Origin of the sequence: Dyella agri, from assembly GCF_044904705.1 — a bacterium.
GTDB lineage: Bacteria > Pseudomonadota > Gammaproteobacteria > Xanthomonadales > Rhodanobacteraceae > Rhodanobacter_A > Rhodanobacter_A agri.
The window spans coordinates 122,869-142,459 of the sequence record NZ_JADIKL010000008.1; the positions used below are offsets into that span (position 1 = coordinate 122,869).

General features: G+C 68.2%; 23 protein-coding genes. 19 read left to right on the forward strand and 4 right to left on the reverse strand.

Features of this window, described 5'->3' with window-relative positions; genetic code table 11:
- Positions 1-132 precede the first annotated feature (132 nt).
- The gene (locus ISP14_RS14300; RefSeq protein WP_404541086.1) at positions 133-1,026 is read right to left on the reverse strand and encodes a LysR family transcriptional regulator; all 894 of its coding nucleotides are present in this window, start codon (positions 1,024-1,026) and stop codon (positions 133-135) included.
- 104 nt (positions 1,027-1,130) lie between these two features.
- On the opposite strand from ISP14_RS14300, the gene trpB reads away from it, so the two are divergent.
- The 3 genes from trpB to accD all read left to right on the forward strand — a co-directional run bounded on the left by trpB (position 1,131) and on the right by accD (position 4,104).
- Positions 1,131-2,342, forward strand: coding sequence for a tryptophan synthase subunit beta (gene trpB, locus ISP14_RS14305; RefSeq protein WP_404541088.1), 1,212 nt, complete (start codon positions 1,131-1,133; stop codon positions 2,340-2,342).
- Entirely contained in the window at positions 2,339-3,139 is an 801-nt protein-coding gene (gene trpA / locus ISP14_RS14310; RefSeq protein ID WP_404541090.1) for a tryptophan synthase subunit alpha, read from the forward strand. Before trpB ends, trpA begins: the two co-directional genes overlap by 4 nt.
- A 95-nt stretch (positions 3,140-3,234) precedes the next feature.
- Positions 3,235-4,104 (forward strand): acetyl-CoA carboxylase, carboxyltransferase subunit beta, encoded by an 870-nt coding sequence (gene accD, locus ISP14_RS14315; RefSeq protein ID WP_404541092.1) that lies wholly within the window; start codon positions 3,235-3,237, stop codon positions 4,102-4,104.
- 278 nt (positions 4,105-4,382) lie between these two features.
- Here the strand turns inward: accD and ISP14_RS14320 are convergent, their stop codons facing one another.
- The gene (locus ISP14_RS14320) at positions 4,383-4,940 is read right to left on the reverse strand and encodes a phosphatase PAP2 family protein (RefSeq protein WP_404541094.1); all 558 of its coding nucleotides are present in this window, start codon (positions 4,938-4,940) and stop codon (positions 4,383-4,385) included.
- Entirely contained in the window at positions 4,909-6,069 is a 1,161-nt protein-coding gene (locus ISP14_RS14325; protein ID WP_404541096.1) for a glycosyltransferase family 4 protein, read from the reverse strand. The genes ISP14_RS14320 and ISP14_RS14325 overlap by 32 nt, the downstream gene beginning before the upstream one ends.
- A 447-nt stretch (positions 6,070-6,516) precedes the next feature.
- On the opposite strand from ISP14_RS14325, the gene ISP14_RS14330 reads away from it, so the two are divergent.
- The 16 genes from ISP14_RS14330 to hisIE all read left to right on the forward strand — a co-directional run bounded on the left by ISP14_RS14330 (position 6,517) and on the right by hisIE (position 18,557).
- On the forward strand, positions 6,517-6,831 hold the full coding sequence (locus ISP14_RS14330; protein ID WP_404541099.1) for a hypothetical protein: 315 nt from the start codon (positions 6,517-6,519) through the stop codon (positions 6,829-6,831).
- Between the two features lie 55 nt (positions 6,832-6,886).
- The gene (gene gltX, locus ISP14_RS14335; RefSeq protein ID WP_404541102.1) at positions 6,887-8,287 is read left to right on the forward strand and encodes a glutamate--tRNA ligase; all 1,401 of its coding nucleotides are present in this window, start codon (positions 6,887-6,889) and stop codon (positions 8,285-8,287) included.
- Positions 8,288-8,311: 24 nt separating this feature from the next.
- A complete protein-coding gene (locus ISP14_RS14340) occupies positions 8,312-8,590 on the forward strand; it encodes a hypothetical protein (RefSeq protein ID WP_404541104.1) in 279 nt (92 codons plus the stop codon).
- Between the two features lie 70 nt (positions 8,591-8,660).
- Positions 8,661-9,146 (forward strand): transcriptional repressor, encoded by a 486-nt coding sequence (locus tag ISP14_RS14345; protein WP_404541106.1) that lies wholly within the window; start codon positions 8,661-8,663, stop codon positions 9,144-9,146.
- A 124-nt stretch (positions 9,147-9,270) separates the two neighbouring features.
- Positions 9,271-9,723, forward strand: a complete 453-nt coding sequence (locus ISP14_RS14350; protein ID WP_404541300.1) for a MerC domain-containing protein — start codon at positions 9,271-9,273, stop codon at positions 9,721-9,723.
- A 54-nt stretch (positions 9,724-9,777) separates the two neighbouring features.
- On the forward strand, positions 9,778-10,737 hold the full coding sequence (locus tag ISP14_RS14355) for a cation diffusion facilitator family transporter (RefSeq protein WP_404541108.1): 960 nt from the start codon (positions 9,778-9,780) through the stop codon (positions 10,735-10,737).
- Between the two features lie 65 nt (positions 10,738-10,802).
- Positions 10,803-10,964 (forward strand): 30S ribosomal protein THX, encoded by a 162-nt coding sequence (locus tag ISP14_RS14360; protein ID WP_404541110.1) that lies wholly within the window; start codon positions 10,803-10,805, stop codon positions 10,962-10,964.
- A 187-nt stretch (positions 10,965-11,151) separates the two neighbouring features.
- Positions 11,152-11,487 carry a YerC/YecD family TrpR-related protein gene (locus ISP14_RS14365; RefSeq protein ID WP_404541112.1) on the forward strand — a complete coding sequence of 112 codons (336 nt, stop codon included), beginning with the start codon at positions 11,152-11,154 and terminating at the stop codon, positions 11,485-11,487.
- On the forward strand, positions 11,484-12,377 hold the full coding sequence (gene hisG / locus ISP14_RS14370; protein WP_404541114.1) for an ATP phosphoribosyltransferase: 894 nt from the start codon (positions 11,484-11,486) through the stop codon (positions 12,375-12,377). Before ISP14_RS14365 ends, hisG begins: the two co-directional genes overlap by 4 nt.
- Before the next feature lie 13 nt (positions 12,378-12,390).
- A complete protein-coding gene (hisD, locus tag ISP14_RS14375; RefSeq protein WP_404541116.1) occupies positions 12,391-13,698 on the forward strand; it encodes a histidinol dehydrogenase in 1,308 nt (435 codons plus the stop codon).
- Positions 13,695-14,771 (forward strand): histidinol-phosphate transaminase, encoded by a 1,077-nt coding sequence (hisC, locus tag ISP14_RS14380; protein WP_404541118.1) that lies wholly within the window; start codon positions 13,695-13,697, stop codon positions 14,769-14,771. Before hisD ends, hisC begins: the two co-directional genes overlap by 4 nt.
- The gene (gene hisB / locus ISP14_RS14385) at positions 14,768-15,835 is read left to right on the forward strand and encodes a bifunctional histidinol-phosphatase/imidazoleglycerol-phosphate dehydratase HisB (RefSeq protein ID WP_404541120.1); all 1,068 of its coding nucleotides are present in this window, start codon (positions 14,768-14,770) and stop codon (positions 15,833-15,835) included. The genes hisC and hisB overlap by 4 nt, the downstream gene beginning before the upstream one ends.
- Positions 15,835-16,425 (forward strand): imidazole glycerol phosphate synthase subunit HisH, encoded by a 591-nt coding sequence (gene hisH, locus ISP14_RS14390; RefSeq protein WP_404541122.1) that lies wholly within the window; start codon positions 15,835-15,837, stop codon positions 16,423-16,425. The genes hisB and hisH overlap by 1 nt, the downstream gene beginning before the upstream one ends.
- The gene (gene hisA, locus ISP14_RS14395; RefSeq protein ID WP_404541124.1) at positions 16,422-17,150 is read left to right on the forward strand and encodes a 1-(5-phosphoribosyl)-5-[(5-phosphoribosylamino)methylideneamino]imidazole-4-carboxamide isomerase; all 729 of its coding nucleotides are present in this window, start codon (positions 16,422-16,424) and stop codon (positions 17,148-17,150) included. Before hisH ends, hisA begins: the two co-directional genes overlap by 4 nt.
- Positions 17,144-17,914, forward strand: coding sequence for an imidazole glycerol phosphate synthase subunit HisF (gene hisF / locus ISP14_RS14400; protein ID WP_404541125.1), 771 nt, complete (start codon positions 17,144-17,146; stop codon positions 17,912-17,914). Before hisA ends, hisF begins: the two co-directional genes overlap by 7 nt.
- A gap of 19 nt (positions 17,915-17,933) precedes the next feature.
- Positions 17,934-18,557 carry a bifunctional phosphoribosyl-AMP cyclohydrolase/phosphoribosyl-ATP diphosphatase HisIE gene (gene hisIE / locus ISP14_RS14405; protein ID WP_404541127.1) on the forward strand — a complete coding sequence of 208 codons (624 nt, stop codon included), beginning with the start codon at positions 17,934-17,936 and terminating at the stop codon, positions 18,555-18,557.
- Between the two features lie 10 nt (positions 18,558-18,567).
- Here hisIE and ISP14_RS14410 read toward each other — a convergent pair whose 3' ends face one another.
- A complete protein-coding gene (locus ISP14_RS14410; protein WP_404541129.1) occupies positions 18,568-19,590 on the reverse strand; it encodes a C13 family peptidase in 1,023 nt (340 codons plus the stop codon).
- Between the last annotated feature and the right edge of the window lies 1 nt (position 19,591).

The following is a 19,591-nucleotide window of genomic DNA, read 5'->3' on the forward strand; positions in this document are numbered from 1 at the left end:
CACGATGCCGGCAGCGGCCGTGGTGGAGGAGTGCAGGTCAATGCAAAGCAGAATCGCTGGCCGTGCTTTCACCGTGCACGCTGAGCGTAGCCTGCGATAGCAAGCGGAGTCGAAGCGCGGCAGAAATCTCGATCAGGCCTCGGCCAGTTCGCCGCGCAGCCAGTCCGCCAGCGCCGCGAGCCTCGCATCGTCGGTTCGTCGCGCCGAAACCAGCACCCAGCGCGCGGACGTTTCGCGGAATCCCCAGGGTGCCAGCAAACGCCCGCTGGCCAGGTCGTCGGCAACCAGCGGCTGCGGCGCGATGGCCACGCCCAGCCCGGCCGCAGCAGCCTCCAGCAGGAAGTAGAGGTGGGGCAGGGCCTGCGTCTGCTGCAGCGATTCGGGGGGCAGGCCCATGGCGTGCGCCCACTCCGGCCAGGCCTGCGGGCGCGAGGCGGTGTGCAGCAGCGGCTCGTCGCACAGTGCGGTGGCGGGCAGTTCGCGCAGGCGGTCTGCGTCGGGGTAGCGCGGGCTGAGTACCGGGCCGATGCGTTCCGGCGCCAGTTCGTGCACTTGCCAGCCGGCAGGCCAGGGCGGCGCGGCCAGCAGCAGGGCGGCATCCACGTCGGCCAGGTGGTCGGCCACGGGTTCGTCCTGTACGGCCAGATGCAGCGTCAGCGCGGGCAGTTCGTAGCGCAGGCGCTCCAGCCGGGGAATCACCCAGCGTGCCAGCACACTGCCGGAACAACCGAGCACGTAGGCCGACATGCCGCTGGTCTTTTTCAGTTGCAGCCAGCCTTCCCGCAATTGCCCGAACGCGGCGCTGCATTGCTCGCGCAACTGCTGCCCGGTCGCGGTCAGCGCGACGCCGCGACCCTGACGGACGAACAGCGGCTGGCCCAGGGCTTCTTCCAGCGCGCGCACTTGCCGGCTCACCGCGCCGTGGGTCACGTGCAGTTCCTGTGCGGCGAGGCTCATGCTGCCCAGTCGCGCAGCGGACTCGAAGGCGCGAAGGGCATTCAGCGAGGGCAGATCGCGATCCGACATGCTGTGAGTCTAGCTCAAGTATCACTGCGATCTTTTCGCTTTTTCGCGGGGTGCGCAGGCGCTAAGGTGTGAGCCTGTCGCCGCCGCTTTCCGTTGGAGCCGCCATGCCCGAGATCCGGGATTTCCACGCCTTCCCCGATGCCCAGGGACGCTTCGGCCAGTTCGGTGGCAGCTATGTCGCCGAAACGCTGATGGCGCCGCTGGCCGAGCTGACCGATGCCTACCTGCGCCTGCGCAAGGATCCGGCCTTCATTGCCGAGCTCGACCGCGATCTCACGCATTACGTGGGCCGGCCCAGCCCGGTGTATTTCGCCGAGCGGCTGACCAAGCACGTGGGTGGCGCGCGCATCCTGCTCAAGCGCGAGGACCTCAACCACACCGGCGCGCACAAGATCAACAACACCGTGGGCCAGGCCTTGGTGGCGCGGCACATGGGCAAGACCCGCATCATCGCCGAGACCGGCGCCGGCCAGCACGGCGTGGCCAGCGCCACGGTGGCGGCGCGGCTGGGCCTGAAGTGCGTGGTTTACATGGGCGCCACCGATATCGAGCGGCAGAAGATCAACGTCTACCGCATGAAGCTGCTCGGCGCCGAGGTGGTGCCGGTGACGTCCGGTTCGAAGACGCTGAAGGACGCCTTGAACGAGGCGATGCGCGACTGGGTCACCAACGTGGCCGACACCTTCTACATCATCGGCACCGTGGCCGGCCCGCATCCGTATCCGCTGATGGTGCGCGACTTCAACGCCATCGTCGGCCGCGAGGCGCGCGCGCAGCTGCTGGAGCAGTACGGCCGGCTGCCTGACGTGCTGACCGCCTGCGTGGGCGGCGGTTCGAATGCGATCGGCCTGTTCCATGCCTTCCTCAACGACCGCGACGTGCGCATCGTCGGCGCCGAGGCGGCGGGCGAAGGGATTGCCACCGGGCATCATGCAGCTTCGCTGGCCGCGGGTCGCCCTGGTGTGCTGCACGGTAACCGCACTTACGTACTGTGCGACGACGACGGCCAGATCACCGAGACGCATTCGGTGTCGGCGGGCCTGGATTACCCCGGCGTGGGCCCGGAGCATGCCTTCCTGAAGGATGCGGGTCGCGCCGACTATGTCGGCGTCACCGACGACGAAGCGCTGGAGGCTTTCCATTTGCTGGCGCGCACCGAGGGCATCCTCGCCGCGCTGGAATCCAGCCACGCGGTCGCCCAGGCGATCAAGCTGGCCCGCGAGTATCCGAAGGACGGCATCGTGCTGTGCAATCTTTCTGGTCGCGGCGACAAGGACGTGCACACGATCGCGGCGCGCGAAGGAGTGCAGGTATGAATCGCATCGACCGTCGCTTTGCAGCGCTCAAGGCCGCCGGCCGCACCGGACTGATCCCCTTCGTCACGGCGGGCGATCCTTCGCCCGAACACGCGGTGGCGCTGATGCACGCCCTGGTCGAATCCGGCGCCGACCTGATCGAACTGGGTGTGCCGTTCTCCGACCCCATGGCCGACGGCCCGGTGATCCAGCACGCCAGCGAGCGGGCGATTGCCGCGGGCGTAGGTCTGGCCAAGGTGCTCGGTTGGGTGGCGCAGTTCCGCCAGCGCGACAACGACACGCCGGTCGTGTTGATGGGCTACCTCAACCCCATCGAGATCCACGGCTATGCGCGCTTCGCCGCAGAGGCCGTGCAGGCCGGCGTGGACGGCGTGCTGGTGGTGGACTGCCCGCTGGAGGAATCGGCGGTACTGCTGCCATTGCGGGAAGCGGGCCTCAGGCAGATCCTGCTCGCCGCACCCACCACGGCGCCGGAGCGCCTGGCGAAACTGTGTGCGGCGGCCGCGGGTTTCCTCTACTACGTATCCTTCGCCGGCATTACCGGCGCCGCACGGCTGAGCACCACGGACATCGCCGAGCGCGTGGCCGACATCCGTGGCCATGCAAACGCGCCGGTGGCGGTGGGCTTCGGCGTGCGCGATGCCGAAAGTGCGAAGGCCATCGCCGGTTTCGCCGACGCGGTGGTAATCGGCAGCGCGCTGGTGGAGCGGCTGGCAGGCGCAGCGTCGGCGGCGGAAGTCGAGGACCGTGTCAGCGGTTTCCTGGCGCCGATCCGTGCCGCGCTGGATGCCGGCTGACGGCTGCGCCTGACCGCACGCCGCGCACCACACGCGGGCGTCCGGGACGTATCCCGGTTCTCGGCTAGAATGCACGCTTCACCAGAGGTGTCGCTATGAACTGGCTGCAGAAAATCATGACCCCGCGTGCGCGGACGCACGGCTCCAACGCCGGCAAGGGCAAGGTGCCCGAGGGTGTGTGGGAGAAGTGCGCCGGATGCGGCTCGGTGCTGTACAAGCCGGAGCTGGAGCGCAACCTGATGGTCTGCCCCAAGTGCGGGCATCACCATGCGATCCGTGCCCGCACGCGATTGCTCGCGCTGCTCGACGAGGGTTCCACGCAGGAGCTGTGGCCGAGTATGGAGGCCACCGACCCGCTGAAGTTCCGCGACTCCAAGAAATACCGCGACCGCATCGTGGCCTCGCAGAAGTCCAGCGGCGAGAAGGACTCCCTGATCGCGATGAGCGGCCGCCTGAAGGGCCGGCCGCTGGTCGCCACCGCGTTCGAGTTCGCCTTCGTCGGCGGCTCGATGGGCTCGGTGGGCGGCGAGAAGTTCGCCCGCGCCGGCGAGCGCGCGCTGGCCGAAAAGAGCGCGCTGGTGTGCTTCGCCGCCAGCGGCGGCATGCGCATGCAGGAAGGCCTGTTCTCGCTGATGCAGATGGCCAAGACCTCTGCGGTGCTGGCGAAGCTGCGCGATGCCGGCGTGCCCTACATCAGCGTGCTGACCAATCCTTCTACCGGTGGCGTCTCCGCCAGCATGGGCATGCTGGGCGACATCAACATCGGCGAGCCGAAGGCGCTGATCGGCTTTGCCGGTCCGCGCGTGATCGAGCAGACCGTGCGCGAGACCTTGCCCGAAGGCTTCCAGCGTTCCGAGTTCCTGCTCGAGCACGGCGCGATCGACATGATCATCGACCGCCGCGAGATGCGCGACAAGCTGGCCGACCTGCTCAACCTGATGCAGAAGGCGCCGCGCGCGGCGTGATGCTTGCCCGATCCTCGATGCACGATGCCGCCCTTGGGCGGCATCGTCGTTTTCGCGCCGGGGTTTTCCACAGGCGATGTGGATGTTTGTCCGACAAAGCTGTGGACAAGCCGCATTCGGTGCTTTGACGACAAGCACTTGGCACGCGTTGACGAATTTATGCGCAGCGCGGCGCGGGTTTTCCACAGTTCGTGTGGAAGCATGTGGGCACAGCCTGTGGATAGGTGTCGCAAGTGTCTGAGCGCAAAACAGCGTTCGACGCGGTGCGCAGGAATTGCTCAGCCTAGCGTCGCTGCGATGTGCGCCAGCCACAAGGACAGTGTGCCGAGCGCGCCGCCGATGCCGATCGCGGCCAATACATCGCTGGGGTAGTGCAGGCCGAGTACCACGCGCGAAGTGGCGATCAGCACGGTGAACGTCACCAGCAGCGGCGCCAGCAGCGGAAACCAGGCCACTGCCACGATGGTGAAGCTGACTGCCTGCAAGGTGTGGCCGGACGGGAAGCTGAACTCGTCCAGCGGCGGCACGTGCGCTATCACACCCGGGCAGGCGCGGAACGGACGCGGCCGGCGCGTGTACTTTTTCAGCAGGCGGTAGAGCAGCAGAGCAGCCAGGCCGGTAATGGCCATCTGCGCCGCGGCATACAGGCCGCGGCGGCCTTCCAGCGCGGCCAGGGCGAACATCAGCGCGTACCAGAACATGCCGTCGCCGAGCCGGCTGATCGCGCCGAAGCAAGTGCCCACCGCGCGGCGCGTGCCCCAGCGGTTGGCCGCCACGCAGACGCGGCGGTCGAAGGCGACGGTTCTAGGCATGGACGACGACGGTATCGTGTTCATGGTGCTGCTCCTCGGCGAGTTCGCGCAGCAGGGTTTCGAATTCGCGGATCACGCGTTCCGGCGACAGACGCGCCACGCCTTCGTGTGCGCGGCGGCCCATGTGGCGGATCAGGCCGGGGTTGTTGGCCAGCCTGACGGTCGCCTCGACGAATTCGGCCGCGTTGCCGGAGGCGATGCGGTAGCCGTTGTAGCCGTCGCGCAGATGCTCGCGCGCCGCGCCCTCGTGGTAAGCCACCACCGGCAGGCCGCAGGCCATGGCCTCCAGGATCACGTTGCCGAAGGTCTCGCTGAGGCTGGGGAAGGGGAACAGGTCGGCGCTGGCGATGTGCCGCGCCAGCGCTTCGCCACGCTGCATGCCGGCGAAGATGAAATCCGGATGTGCCGCCTGCAGTGCGGCGCGCGCGGGACCGTCGCCCACCCATACGTAACGCAGCGCCGGCTGCTTCCGTTGCGCGGCGCGGAAGGCTTGCACCGCCAGGTCGAGATTCTTCTCTGGCGCGATGCGGCCCACGTACAGCACCACCGGCGTGCCGGCATCGACGCCCCATTGCGCGCGCAACGCCGGGTCGCGCCGGTCGGGATGGAACAGTTGCGTGTCCACCGCGCGGCGCAGCAGGCGCGCATTGTCCACGCCGAGTGCAGCGAGCTCCTGCGCCAGCGCATCGGTAGGCACGAGAGTCGCGACGGCACGGCTGTGGAAGCGACGCAGGTGGCCGCGCACCAGCGAGGTCAGCCAGCGCAGGCCGTAGTGGCCGACATAGCTGTCGAAGCGCGTGTGGAAACCGGTTGCCACCGGAATGCGCAGGGCGCAGGCCGTGCGCAGCGCCGACCAGCCCAGCGGGCCTTCGGTGGCGATGTAGATCGCGTCGGGGCGTTCCTGCGCCCAGCGCTCGTGCAGGGCCTGTCCGGCCGGCAGGCCGAAGCGCAGGCCGGGATAGCGCGGCAAGGCCACGCCGCGGGTGAACAAGGTCTCGAAGTGCGGGTCGGCCACGCTCTGCCGCGCCTGGCGCGGCCGCACCACGTCGATCGCATGGCCGCGCGCGGCGAGCCCGGCAGCCAGCCCGTGCACGGTGAGGGCGACACCGTTGATCTCCGGCGGCCAGGTTTCGCTGACGATACCGATGCGCATGACGGCTGCTCTCACGTAGTCCGCAGACAGCTTGATCGCGCAGGTTTGCGTGCGGGTGGCGGATGTGTGACGCGGTGATGACGGTGGCGGCCTGCCGGGCTGGAATTCCAGCAGGAGACCGGTGCTCAGCCACCGCGTGCCGCCGTGGCTACCGCGAGCGAGGCAGCGGCCCGGGAGGCCTCTTGCTGCAGGTGATGTCGCCGGCACCCGGTACGGCAGGCATGGCGCCGTGGCAGGTAGCCGTGGCCCGGGTTGCCGCCAGCAGGCGCCGCCGCGCACCGGGCGGATGCCTGCAAGGCGGCGATGCCGGCGCGGATCGATGAATGTGCCCGTGTCGGCGGAGCTTCATCCCTGTATTTCGTTGCGCCGGCATGCCTGGGTGGAGGCGCGAGTGGATGAGCGTACTATCCCGGCCGAGTCGACCCGGATTCCCCGCGGAGGCGCCCGATGAAACGCATGTCGCTCGTTCTGGCCTTGGCGATTCCGGCCGCAGCGTGGGCGGCCGGCGTTCCCGGACCCCAGATCGTGCCGGCGCCGGCGAAGCCGGCCGTGCATAGACCGTTGGTCTACGTGAAATATGTCCTGTTGCCAGCCCCGAAGACGGCCGATGACGCGCCCCGGATCGATTACAGCGAATCATCCGCCGCCATGCTGCCGTTGCACTTGGACTGGCCGGGTTCCAAAGCGTTCGGTGCCTTTGCCGTCGATCCGAACGTGGAAATCTGCCGGCAATGGGCTTGCGAAACCTCCGGCCACCGTTAAACGGCCATTGGCTATCGGGTAAAATCGCGCATTTCATCCGATAGCCACGATCTCGATGACCGTCCGTACCCGCTTTGCCCCCAGCCCTACCGGTTTCCTGCACATCGGCGGCGCGCGCACCGCGCTGTATTGCTGGCTGGAGGCGCGCCGGCGCGGCGGCGACTTCGTGCTGCGCATCGAGGACACCGACCGCGAACGCTCCACCGACGAGGCCGTGCAGGCGATCCTCGATGCGATGGCCTGGCTGGAGCTTTCCGCCGATGAAGCCCCGGTCTACCAGACCCGGCGCCTCGCCCGTTACAAGGAGGTGGCGGAGCGCCTGCTTGCCGAGGGCAAGGCGTATTACGCCTACGAGAGCAAGGACGAGATCGAGGCGATGCGCGAGGCCGCCATGGCGAAAGGCGAGAAGCCTCGCTACAACGGCTACTACCGCGACCGCAACGAACCCTTCCGCGACGATCCGAACCGCGTGATCCGCTTCAGGAACCCGCTGGAGGGCACGGTGGTGTTCGAGGACAAGGTGAAGGGGCGGGTGGAGTGGTCCAACGCCGAGCTGGACGATCTCGTCATCTTCCGCTCGGACGGCTGGCCCACCTACAACTTCGCCGTGGTGGTGGACGACATCGACATGGGCATCACCGAGGTGATCCGCGGCGATGATCATGTCAACAACACGCCGCGCCAGATCAACATCTACCACGCGCTGGGCGCGTCGGTGCCGGAGTTCGCGCACCTGCCGATGATCCTGGACAAGGAGGGCAAGAAGCTCTCCAAGCGCACCAATTCGGTCAGCGTGATGGAGTACCGGGAGGAAGGCTATCTCCCGCACGCGATCCTCAACTACCTGGTGCGCCTCGGCTGGTCGCACGGGGACCAGGAGATCTTCTCGCGCGAGGAGATGATCCGCCTGTTCGACATCGCTGACGTCAACAAGGCCGCCTCGCGCTTCGACACCGAGAAGCTCAACTGGCTGAACCAGCATTACCTGAAGACCGACGATCCCGCCGTGCTGGCGCCCGAGTTCGCGTGGCACCTGGCGCGCGCCGGCATTGCCACGGCGAATGGCCCGGCGCCGGCCGACGTGATCGTGGCGCTGCGCGACCGCGTGCACACGCTGAAGGAAATGGCCGAGCGGGCGAAGATCTGGTACGGCCCGATCGCCGAGTGGGACGACAAAGCCGTCGCCAAGCACTTGAAGAACGACAGTGCCGCCGCCGTGCTGGAAGCGGCCAGGGAGCTGCTGGCCGCCGTCGAGTGGCGGCCGGAGCCGATCCACGGCGTGATCGAGCAGGTGGCCGCCAGGCTGGAGCTGGGCATGGGCAAGATCGCGCAGCCGCTGCGCGTGGCGATGACCGGCACCCAGGTGTCGCCGTCGATCGACCACACCATCTATCTCGCCGGGCGCGACGAGGCGCTGAAGCGCATCGACCACGCGCTGGCGCTGGCCCGCGGCTGATCGAGCGGGCAGGGCGCCGACGCCATGCATGAGCTGCTCGCCCGCGCCATGCAAGGTGTCGATCCCGACGCGCCGGACGCGTTCTGGCGCGTGTTCTTCAATCTGTGGGCGATGGTGCCTTGGGTCGCGTTGTTCTGGTGGAACCTGCAGTTCGTCGCGGTAGGGGCGCTGCTGGGCTGGTGGCGCGGTCGCCTGTGGGAGGGCGTCGTGTGGTCCCTGGTACTGGGGCCGATCGGCTGGATCGCGCTGCTGCTGCGCCCGCGCGGCAAACCGCGGGCCGCGCCGCCGCCGTTGTCGCGTTGACTTGCCGGCAAACGGCCGCATCTTCCTGCCCGTAGACCTGCATGTATGATCGTCTGCGAGGAGAGACCCCTTGGCCCACGACGCCGCCAGCAAGCCGCATGCCCACCATTCGCATCACCATGATGCGAAGGGTTTCGTGCGCGAGGTGGCCCACGTCAGCGAGCAGCGCGGCCTGCGCCTCACCCCGCTGCGCATGGAGGTGCTGGAGCTGGTGGCCGCTGCGGCCAAGCCGGTGAAGGCCTACGACTTGCTTGACCAGCTGCGCGAGAAACACGGCAACGCGGCGCCGCCCACGGTCTACCGCGCGCTGGATTTCCTGCTGGAGCAGGGCTTCATCCACAAGCTGGAATCGATCAACGCCTTCGTTTCCTGCCATCACCCCGCCGAGGCGCATCAGGTGCCGTTCCTGATCTGCGACGTCTGCTCCGGCGCCGAGGAAGTGTGCGACGAGCGCGTCGCCGAATTGATCGAGGTTCAGGCCAAGGCGCTGGGCTTCCGTGCCCAGGCGCAGACGCTGGAAGTGCACGGCGTCTGCAAGCGCTGCCGCAAGTCCTGATGCCGGGACGCCGCTGTCCGGGCAAGCCGCTTGTGCAGCGCGATTGTTATAAAGTAACATTATTCGCATGGACCGGATCGGAAGCTCCGCCGAAGGCGACACCGTGCTGCTGGACCCCATGACGATGGGGCCTGCTGCCGTGGGCGATGCGTCGAAATCCGCGCGCTGGTGGCATCTGGCCGACCGCCTGGGCGCCACGGCCTCGTTCCTGTGCGCGGTCCACTGCGCGCTGTTGCCGTTCGTATTGACCGTGCTGCCCTTGCTTGGTCTCGGTTTCCTGGCCGGGCACCGTTTCGAGCGCGGCTTCGTGATGTTCGCCGCCACGCTGGCGCTGTTCGCCCTGGTCGGCGGCTATCGCCGTCATCACCGGCCATTGCCGCTGCTGCTGGCGGTGCCGGGGTTGGCGTTGCTGCTGCTAGGCGTCACCTGGGCATCGGCGTATCCGATCGCCGTGCATAGCGTGATGGTGACCTGCGGCGGCCTGCTGGTGGCTTCGGCGCATTTCGTGAACCTGTACATCGATCGCCGGCATGGTCTTGCCGTGGCGCATGTGCACGGCCCGCAGTGCGCGCATTGAATTCCCGCACCGCGGTGATTGTGTAACGCCGCCCGTGCTTCCTAGCATGCACGCATGAGCGTCGCTTCCCCACACCATCACGAACATCCGCACCCGGCGGATGCCCACGATCACGACCACGATCATGCGCCGCATGCCAGCGTGCGCGGCCGCAAGCTGCTGCTGGCCTTTGTGCTGACCACGCTGACCATGCTGGCAGAAGTGGCCGGCGGCCTGTGGTCGGGCTCGCTGGCTCTGCTCACCGACGGCGGCCACATGATGGTGGATGCACTGGCCTTGCTGATGGCCTTCGTCGGCGCGCGCATGGCATTGCGGCCGGCAGACGCACGACGCAGCTACGGCTATGGGCGGATGGAGGTGCTGGTCGGCTTCGTCAACGCACTCAGCCAGTTCGTGCTGGTGGCCTGGGTGGCGTGGGAGGCAGTCCAGCGTCTGCTGCATCCGGGCGAGATCCTCTCGGGCATGATGCTGATCGTGGCCATTATCGGCCTGCTGGTGAACCTGTTGGTGTTGCGCAGCCTGCACGGCCATGCGCATGACGACGTGAACCTGGCTGGCGCCAGCCTGCATGTGCTCGGTGACGTGCTGGGCTCGGTGGCGGCGGTGCTGGCGGCCCTGGCGATCCGCGCGTTCGGCTGGCTGTGGGCCGACCCGGTGCTGTCGCTGCTGGTGGCGGTGCTGATCCTGGGCAGCGCGTGGCGCCTGCTGCGCCGTTCCGCGCATATCCTGCTCGAAGGTGTGCCGGACGGCATGGACAGCGCCGAGGTGGAGGCCGCGCTGCGCGGTGCCGATGCCTCGATCCGCGGCATCCATCATCTGCACGTATGGCAGCTGGCTTCCGGCTCGCGCATGGCGACCTTGCACGCCGAGCTGCACGATCCGGCCGCCGCCGCGCAGGCGCTGCGCGCGATCAACTGCCTGCTGGGCGAGCGTTTCGGCATCGAGCACGTCACCGTGCAGATCGACCCGGAAGCCTGCCTCGACCAGTCGCGGGGCTGTGCGGGCCACGGCTGACCCGGCTATGGCGTCGGCGATGGCGCTGCTATCATGATCCACCATCACGCATTGAGGAGATTTCCATGGGCAAGGGCGATCGCAAGACCCGTCGCGGCAAGACCTATCGTGGCAGCTACGGCAATACCCGCGTGCACGGTGCGCAGCCGGCCGTGGTCGGCGCCAAGCCGACCGTGACCAAGCCGGTGGCTGTGAAGAAGGCCGCGCCGAAGAAGAAGTCGGCCTGAGTCGCAGCGACCACGCATCACGAAAGACCCCGCCTAGGCGGGGTTTTTTTATGGGCGCTTGCCAGACCGGGATGTTGATCGACGGGTGCGCCGTGACGGTGCGCTGAACCGGCGCGGCAGCGGCCGCTTGCGCAGGGTGCCGGCGGTCCTTACAATGCGATCCATTGTACTAATGCGCTAATACATTATGAAACGTCGATCGCTGGATCCCGAGACGCCCGTCGAGTCGGCCGAGCAGAGCCTGTGCCTGGCGTTGTTGTCGCTGAAGGATGCCGGGGAGATGGATGCCTTCCTGCGCGACCTGTGCACGCCGGCCGAGCTGGAGGTGCTGGTGGACCGCTGGCGCGTGGTGCCGTATCTGCTCGACGGCGTGTCCTACCGCGAGATCCACGAGCGCACCGCGGTGAGCATCACCACGATCGGCCGCGTGGCGCGTTTCCTCACCCAGGGCAACGGTGGCTACCTGGCCGCCGCCGCGCGCGCCTCGCGCCGTCGCGCTGCCAGCAAGAAGGCACGCGCATGAGGCCGCGCGACCGCCTGCGCATCGCGATGCAGAAATCCGGGCGGCTGACCGAGCCGGCGCTGGAATTGCTCAAGCGTTGTGGCCTCACGTTCCGGCAGAGCCGCGACAAGCTGTTCTGCTTCGGCGAGGGCGAGCCGGTGGACTTGCTGCTGGTGCGCGACGACGACATCCCCGGCCTGATCGCCCAGGGCGTGTGCGAGCTGGGCATCGTGGGCCGCAACGTGCTCGACGAGTTCCGTGTCACAACCGGTCGCGACAGCGAGCCGCTGGCCGAGCTGCGGCCGCTGGGCTTCGGGCGTTGCCGGCTTTCCATCGCGGTGCCGCAGGAATTCGACTACAGCGAGCCCGCGCAACTATCCGGACGGCGCATCGCCACTTCGTATCCCGGCTTGCTCGGCGCATGGCTGCGCGAGCATGGCGTCGAGGCCGGCGTGGTGACCCTGGCCGGTTCGGTGGAGATCGCGCCGAAGCTGGGTACTGCGGACGCGATCTGCGACCTGGTACAGAGCGGCGGCACCTTGGTGGCGAACCAGTTGCGCGAGGTCGATGTGCTGCTGGAGAGCGAGGCGGTGCTGGCCGGCCCACAGGCGTTGCCGGCGGACGAGCGTGGCGACCTGATCGAGCTGCTGCTGAAGCGGCTGGACGGCGTGATCCAGGTGCGCGAATCGCGCCTGTTGCTGCTGCAGACGCCGCGCGCCGCGCTGGATGCGGTGACCCGGCTGCTGCCCGGCGGTCCGCAGCCGACCTTGCTGCCGGTGGCCGGCCAACCCGACCAGCTGATGCTGCAGGCGTTGTGTGCGGGCGAGGTGAGCTGGCGTCAGCTGGAAGAGATCAAGAAGGCCGGCGCGCGCGAGATGTTCGTGCTGCCGGTGGAGAAGATGTTGGCATGAAGAGCTGGCTGGCATGAAACGGATCGACTGGAACGCGTTGGACGAACAAGAGCGCAGCGAAGCGCTGGCGCGCCCGGCGCAGTCGCGCGCGGCGGCGTTGCGCGAAGGCGTCAGTGGCATCATCGCGGCGGTACGCGCGCGCGGCGATGCGGCCTTGCGCGAGTTGAGCGCGAAATACGACGGCTGCGCCTTGAATGCCCTCGACGTCGCCGAGGACGAATTCGCGGCTGCCGAGGCGTCGCTCGATCCGGTCTTGAAGACGGCGATCCGCGAGGCCGCCGCACGCATCGAGGCCTTCCATCGTGCCGCCGCGCCGCAGCCGGTCAGCGTGGACACCGCACCCGGCGTGCGGGTGGAACGCATACTGCGGCCGATCACGCGCGTGGGCCTGTACGTGCCGGCGGGCAGCGCGCCGCTGCCGTCCACCGCATTGATGTTGGGCGTGCCCGCGCGCATCGCGGGCTGCCGCGAAGTCGTGCTGTGCTCACCCGCGCGTAGCGACGGCCGTTGCGATCCGGCGGTGCTGTATGCCGCGCGCCTCACCGGCGTGCACAAGGTGTTCAAGCTGGGCGGCGCGCAGGCGATCGCGGCGATGGCTTACGGCACGGCTTCCGTGCCGAAGTGCGACAAGCTGTTCGGCCCCGGCAATGCCTGGGTCACCGAGGCCAAGCTGCAGGTGTCGTCCGAGCCCGATGGCGCGGCGATCGACATGCCGGCCGGGCCGTCCGAGGTGCTGGTGATCGCCGACGTGGCGGCGAATCCCGCCTTCGTCGCCGCGGACCTGCTGTCCCAGGCCGAGCATGGGCCGGATTCGCAGGTGATCCTGCTCAGCGATTCCGTCGCGCTGCTGGATCGCGTCGAACGTGAGGTCGCGCGGCAGTGCGCTGAACTGCCGCGCGCGGAAATCGCCCGGCTGGCGCTGGCGCAAAGCCGCCTGATCAAGGTCGCCTCGTTGCCGCAGGCGGTCGAAGTGAGCAACCGCTATGCGCCCGAGCACCTGATCGTGCAGGTGGTCGCACCACGGGTGCTGCTGGATGGCATCGAGAGCGCCGGTTCCGTCTTCCTCGGCGCGTGGACGCCCGAATCGGTAGGCGACTATTGCAGTGGCAGCAACCACGTGCTGCCCACCTATGGCTACGCGCGCAGCTACAGCGGCGTGTCGGTGGCGAGCTATCAGAAGCAGATAACGGTGCAGGAGCTCAGCGCCGGCGGCTTGCGCGGCATCGGCCCGTGCACTGCCACGCTGGCCGCCGCCGAACAACTGGAGGCGCATCGCCGCGCGGTGACGCTGCGATTGGCCGAACTGGAGTCAATGACATGAGTGTGCTCGATCTGGCACGTGCGGAAATCCGTGCCTTGCAGCCGTATTCCTCGGCACGGATGGAAGCCAGCGGTGGCCAATTGCTGCTCAACGCGAACGAATCCGCATGGGCGCCGACCGGGGACGGCGGCACGGGCTGCAACCGCTACCCGGAGCCGCAACCCGCCGCGTTGGTGGATGCCTTGGCGCGGCTGTATGGCGTGCGCCGCGAACAGGTGCTGGTAGGCCGCGGCAGCGACGAGGCGATCGACCTGCTGGTGCGTGCGTTCTGCCGTGCCGGACGCGACACAATCCTGATCCAGCCGCCCACTTTCGGCATGTACGCGGTATGCGCGCGCATCCAGGATGCAGGCGTGATCGAGGCACCGTTGCGCCGCGACTTCACGCTGGACATGGGCGCCACGCTGGCGGCAGTGACCAGTGCGGTGAAGCTGGTGTTCGTCTGCACGCCGAACAACCCTGCAGGCAGCGTGGTGCCGCGCGCCGACATCGAACGCCTGGCGCGGGCGCTGGCCGGCCGTGCGTTGCTGGTAGTGGACGAGGCTTATGTAGAGTTCGCCGACGAAGGCAGCGTGGCCGATCTGCTCGACCGTTACGACAACCTTGCCGTGCTGCGCACCTTGTCCAAGGCCTGGGCGCTGGCCGGCGCGCGCGTAGGCTCCCTGCTGGCGCACCCGGACGTGGTGGCGCTGCTGCGCCGGATCATGCCACCGTATCCGCTGCCGTTGCCCAGCGTGAATGCGGCCTTGCTCGCGCTGTCGGGCTGGGGGCAGGCGAACGCACGCGCGCATATCGACATCGTGCGGGCCGAGCGGGTTCGCCTGCGGGCGGCCTTGGCGGGTTTGCCGGGCGTGCGCGCCGTGCTGCCCTCGCAGGCGAATTTCCTGACTGTGCGTTTCGACGATGCCGGCGCCGCCTACCAGCGGCTGTTCGAGGCCGGCATCGTGGTACGCGACGTGCGGCGTTACCCGGGCCTGGACGATGCGCTGCGCATCACCATCGGTACGCCGGCGGAGAACGAACGCGTGCTGGCCGTGCTGGCGGACCGGTCGATGGCGCGAGGGGCGGCATGAGCGCTCGCCGCATCCTCTTCGTCGATCGCGATGGTTGCCTGATCGAGGAGCCGGCGGACGAGCAGATCGACAGCTACGAGAAGCTGGCCCTGCTGCCGGGCGTGATCGCCGCGCTGCAGCGCTTCGTCGCTTCAGGCTACGAGCTGGTGATGGTGACGAACCAGGACGGGCTGGGCACCGATCGTTTCCCCGAGGCGCATTTCACCGGCCCGCATGAGTTGCTGATGCGCATCCTGTCCTCGCAGGGCATCCGTTTCCGCGAAGTGCTGATCGACCGCAGTTTTCCGCACGAGGGATTGGACACGCGCAAACCGGGCGTCGGCATGATGCGCGGATGGCTGGCCGACGACGGCTGGAGCCGCGCCGCCTCGTTGATGGTCGGCGACCGCGAGACCGATCTGTGCTTCGCCGCCAACCTCGGCGTGCGCGGTTTCCGGGTAGGGCCGCAAGGCATCGCCTGGGACGAGCTGGCGCACCAGGTGCTGGACGCCCCGCGCGTCGCCGAGGTGGTGCGCAACACCAAGGAAACCCGCATTCGCGTGCGGGTGGATCTGGACCGCATTGCGGAGCCCAAGGCACACACCGGCCTCGGTTTCTTCGACCACATGCTGGAGCAGATCGGCAAGCACGGCGGTTTCGCGCTGGAGCTGAGCTGCGACGGCGACATCCACATCGACGATCATCACACCATCGAGGACTGTGGCCTGGCCCTGGGCCAGGCGCTGAAGCAGGCCCTGGGCGACAAGCGCGGCATCGGCCGTTACGGTTTTGCGCTGCCGATGGACGAGAGTGCGGCGGAAGCGCGGCTGGATCTGTCCGGCCGTCCGTACTTCGTATTCGAAGGCCAGTTTCCGCGTGAGCGCGTGGGCGAGCTGGCGGTCGAGATGGTGCCGCACTTTTTTCGCTCGTTGTGCGAGACGCTGGGCGCGAACCTGCATCTGTCGGTGCGCGGCGAGAACGCGCATCACATGATCGAGGCCTGCTTCAAGGTGGTGGCGCGCACGCTGCGCCAGGCGATCCGCCGCGAAGGCGACGAACTGCCCAGCACCAAGGGGACGCTTTGATGAGCGTCGTGCTGGTCGATGCGGGTGGCACCAATATCGGCTCGGTGCGCTATGCCTTGCAGCGCCTGGGCGCGGATGCGGCGCTGACCTCGGATGCCGCGGCGATCCGTGGCGCCGACAAAGTGATCCTGCCCGGCGTCGGCGCGGCAGGCCCGGGCATGGCGCGCCTGCGCGAGCTGGGACTGGTCGAGCTGTTGCGATCGCTGACCCAGCCGGTGCTGGGCGTGTGCCTGGGGATGCAATTGCTCTGCGCGCATTCGGAGGAGGGCGATACCGAGTGCCTCGGCCTGATTCCGGCGGAGGTGCGCCGCTTCGCCGAGCGTCCCGGTCTGCGCGTGCCACACATGGGTTGGAACCCGCTGTCGGTGCAACAGGAACATCCGCTGCTGACCGGGCTGGACGCGGGCGAGCAAGCGTATTTCGTGCACAGCTACGCGGTGCCCACGGGCGAGTGGACGCTGGCCACTGCGGACTATGGCGATGCGTTCTCCGCCGTGGTCGCGGGCGGCAACTTCCACGGCATGCAGTTCCACCCCGAGCGTTCCGCCGCCGTCGGCGCGAAGCTCCTCAAGAATTTCCTAGCGCTATGACGTTCACGGTCATTCCTGCCATCGACTTGCGCGAAGGCCGCGTGGTGCGCCTGAAGCAGGGCGACTACGCGCAGCAGACTACTTATTCGGACAATCCACGCGCCGTGGCGCGACGTTATGCCGAGGCGGGTGCGCGCTGGCTGCACCTGGTCGATCTCGACGGCGCACGCTCCGGCACGCTGGACAACCTGGCGGTGATCGAGGCGATCACGAAGGACGGCATGCAGGTGCAGGCCGGCGGCGGCGTGCGCGAGGACGCGGATCTGCGCCGCCTGTTCGATGCCGGCGTGAGCCGCGTGGTGGTGGGCAGCGTGGCGATCCGCGATCCCGACCGCGTGGCCGGCTGGCTGCGCGAACATGGAGCCGAACACCTCACGCTGGCCCTCGACACCCGCCGCACCGGCGGGCGCTGGAGCCTGCCCAGTGCAGGCTGGACGGAAACCGAGTCGCGCACGCTGGACGAACTGGCGCCGTGGTACGCCGCGCAAGGCGCGCGCCACCTGCTGTGCACCGACATCGACCGCGACGGCATGCTGGCCGGCTTCAACCTCGACCTGTACCGGCACCTCGCCGGCACCGTGCCGCAGCTGGCGGTGCAGGCCTCCGGCGGTGTGCGCTCGCTGGACGATATTCGCGCGGCCCGTGAAGCCGGGGCGCGTGGCGTGATCCTGGGGCGCGCCCTGCTGGAAGGGCGTTTCACCGTGGCGGAGGCGCTGGCATGCTGAGCCGCCGCATCATTCCCTGCCTCGACGTGCGTGACGGTCAGGTGGTCAAAGGCGTGCGTTTCCGCGACCACGTGACGATGGGTGGCATCGTGGATCTCGCGCTGCGCTACCGCGACGAAGGTGCCGATGAACTGGTGTTCTACGACATCACCGCCAGCCCCGAGGGGCGCAGCGTGGACCGCGGCTGGGTAGAGAAGGTGGCGCGGGTGATCGACATCCCGTTCTGCGTCGCCGGCGGCATCCGCTCGGTGGATGAAGCGCGCGCCGTATTGCATGCCGGTGCGGACAAGGTGTCGGTGAACTCGCCGGCGCTGGAACGGCCGGAACTGATCGACGAGCTGGCCGCCGCCTTCGGCGTGCAGTGCGTAGTGGTGGGCGTGGATTCGCTGCGTGACGCCGACGGCGAATGGCGCGTGCGCCAGTACACCGGCGATCCATCGAAGACGCGCGCCCTGACGCGCCGCACGCTGGACTGGGTGGCCGAGGCGCAGCAGCGCGGTGCTGGCGAGATCGTGCTCAACTGCATGGGCAGCGATGGCGTGCGGCAGGGCTACGATATCGAACAACTCAAGGCTGTGCGTGCGCTCTGCCAGGTGCCGCTGATCGCTTCCGGCGGTGCGGGTGAGCCGGCGCATTTCCGCGATGCATTCACCGAAGCCGACGTGGACGGTGCGCTGGCGGCCAGCGTGTTCCACTCCGGCGCGATCGCCATCCCCGAACTCAAGCGTTACCTGTGCGAGCAGGGCATCCGCGTTCGTCCGTGAACCGACGAGAGCATCACTCATGAGCGACATCCACACCGATCTCTCCCGCCTCGACTGGCCCAAGGGCGACGGCCTGCTTCCCGTCGTCGTGCAGCATTGGCTGACTGGCGAGGTGCTGATGCTGGGTTACATGAATGCCGAGGCGCTGGCTGCCACGCAGGCCACCGGCAAGGTGACGTTCTGGAGCCGCAGCAAGCAGCGGTTGTGGATGAAGGGCGAAAGCTCCGGCCATGTGCTGGCGCTGAAATCCATCCGCATCGACTGCGATGCCGACACCTTGCTGGTGCAGGCCGAGCCGCACGGGCCGACCTGCCATCTGGGTACGTCCAGTTGCTTCGGCGAAGACATGCGTCCGCCGCTGGGTTTCCTCGCCGAGCTTGATGCGCTGGTGGCACAGCGCCACGCGGAGCGCCCGCAAGGCAGCTACACCACCAAGCTGTTCGAGGCCGGAACGCGCCGCATCGCGCAGAAGGTGGGCGAGGAAGGTGTGGAGAGCGCGCTCGCCGCTGTGGCGCAAGGCGATGAAGCGTTGCTCGGCGAGGCGGCGGACCTGGTGTTCCACCTCACGGTGCTGCTGCGCGCACGCGGGCTGTCACTGGCCGATGCGGTGGCCGTGCTGGCGAAACGGCACGCCGGACACTGATCGCAGGCGCTTAGTCCGCCGTGGCGGCGCTGCTGGCGGGCGCAGGTGGTGCTGGTGCGAAGGGCACCGCTGGGCCCGCCGTGATGCCCTTGCGCCATGCATCGAGCTGTGCCTCGATGCCCTTGCCGACGTAGCTCTGCGGCTCTGAGGGCGTGAGCTTGTCGCGCTGCTCCCACTGTGCGATCTCGGTTTTGGCGTGGGCGAAGGCGTCGACGAAGTGGTCGGTGTGGTTCAGCGCGTCGACCAGCCAGGCGTGGCCGAAATAGGTGAGCTCCGATTCGCTGCCGCAGCCGAAGGAGCTGCGGTCGCTGCGTGCGGCGGTGAGCACCAGGGTGCCATCGCCGGCCAGCGGCGGGATGAAGCCGCCGGAGTAGCAGGCGTTGACCACCACCACCTTCCACTTGAACGGGTGCTCCTTGAGGATGTCGGCCAGGTCCTGCGCGCCGATCTGGTCCAGCGGCAGCGGGTCCATGTCCACCAGCAGCTCGTGGTCTTCGCTGCCGTGGGTAGCCATGTAGAGCATCAGGATGTCGTCGGGTTGCATCACCTTGGCAAGGCCGTCCAGCGCGCCCTCCAGGTTGCTCCAGCCGGCCAGTGGGCGGGTGGAGAGCGAGGCGGGGTTGTTCTCCAGCACCAGGGTGTGGGCGCTCGCGCCGAAGCGCTGGCGGAACAGCTTGGACGCGTATTCCGCCTCGTTGCGGAACACGTCCTGGCTGCCATCGCCGGCGAAGGCGACCAGGTAGAGGTTGGGTTTGCCGGGCACGCGCGGACCGAGATTCGCCAGTGCGTCGTGCAGCATCTGCGGCTGGGCGTAGAGCACCTGTTCTGGCGTGGGGCCCTGATCCGGCCAGTTGGTGCCTTCATCGTCGTCGCCACTCTCGCTGTCTCCGACGGAGCTGGCCGTTGCGGCGCCGATCGACGTCGCCGTGGCGGAAACGGCTGAGTTGGCGGGTGCGGGTGCGGAGCCCGGCAGCCACAGCATCAGCAACACGCCGGCAGCGAAGGCGAGCAGGACGGTGAGTACGGTGCGCATG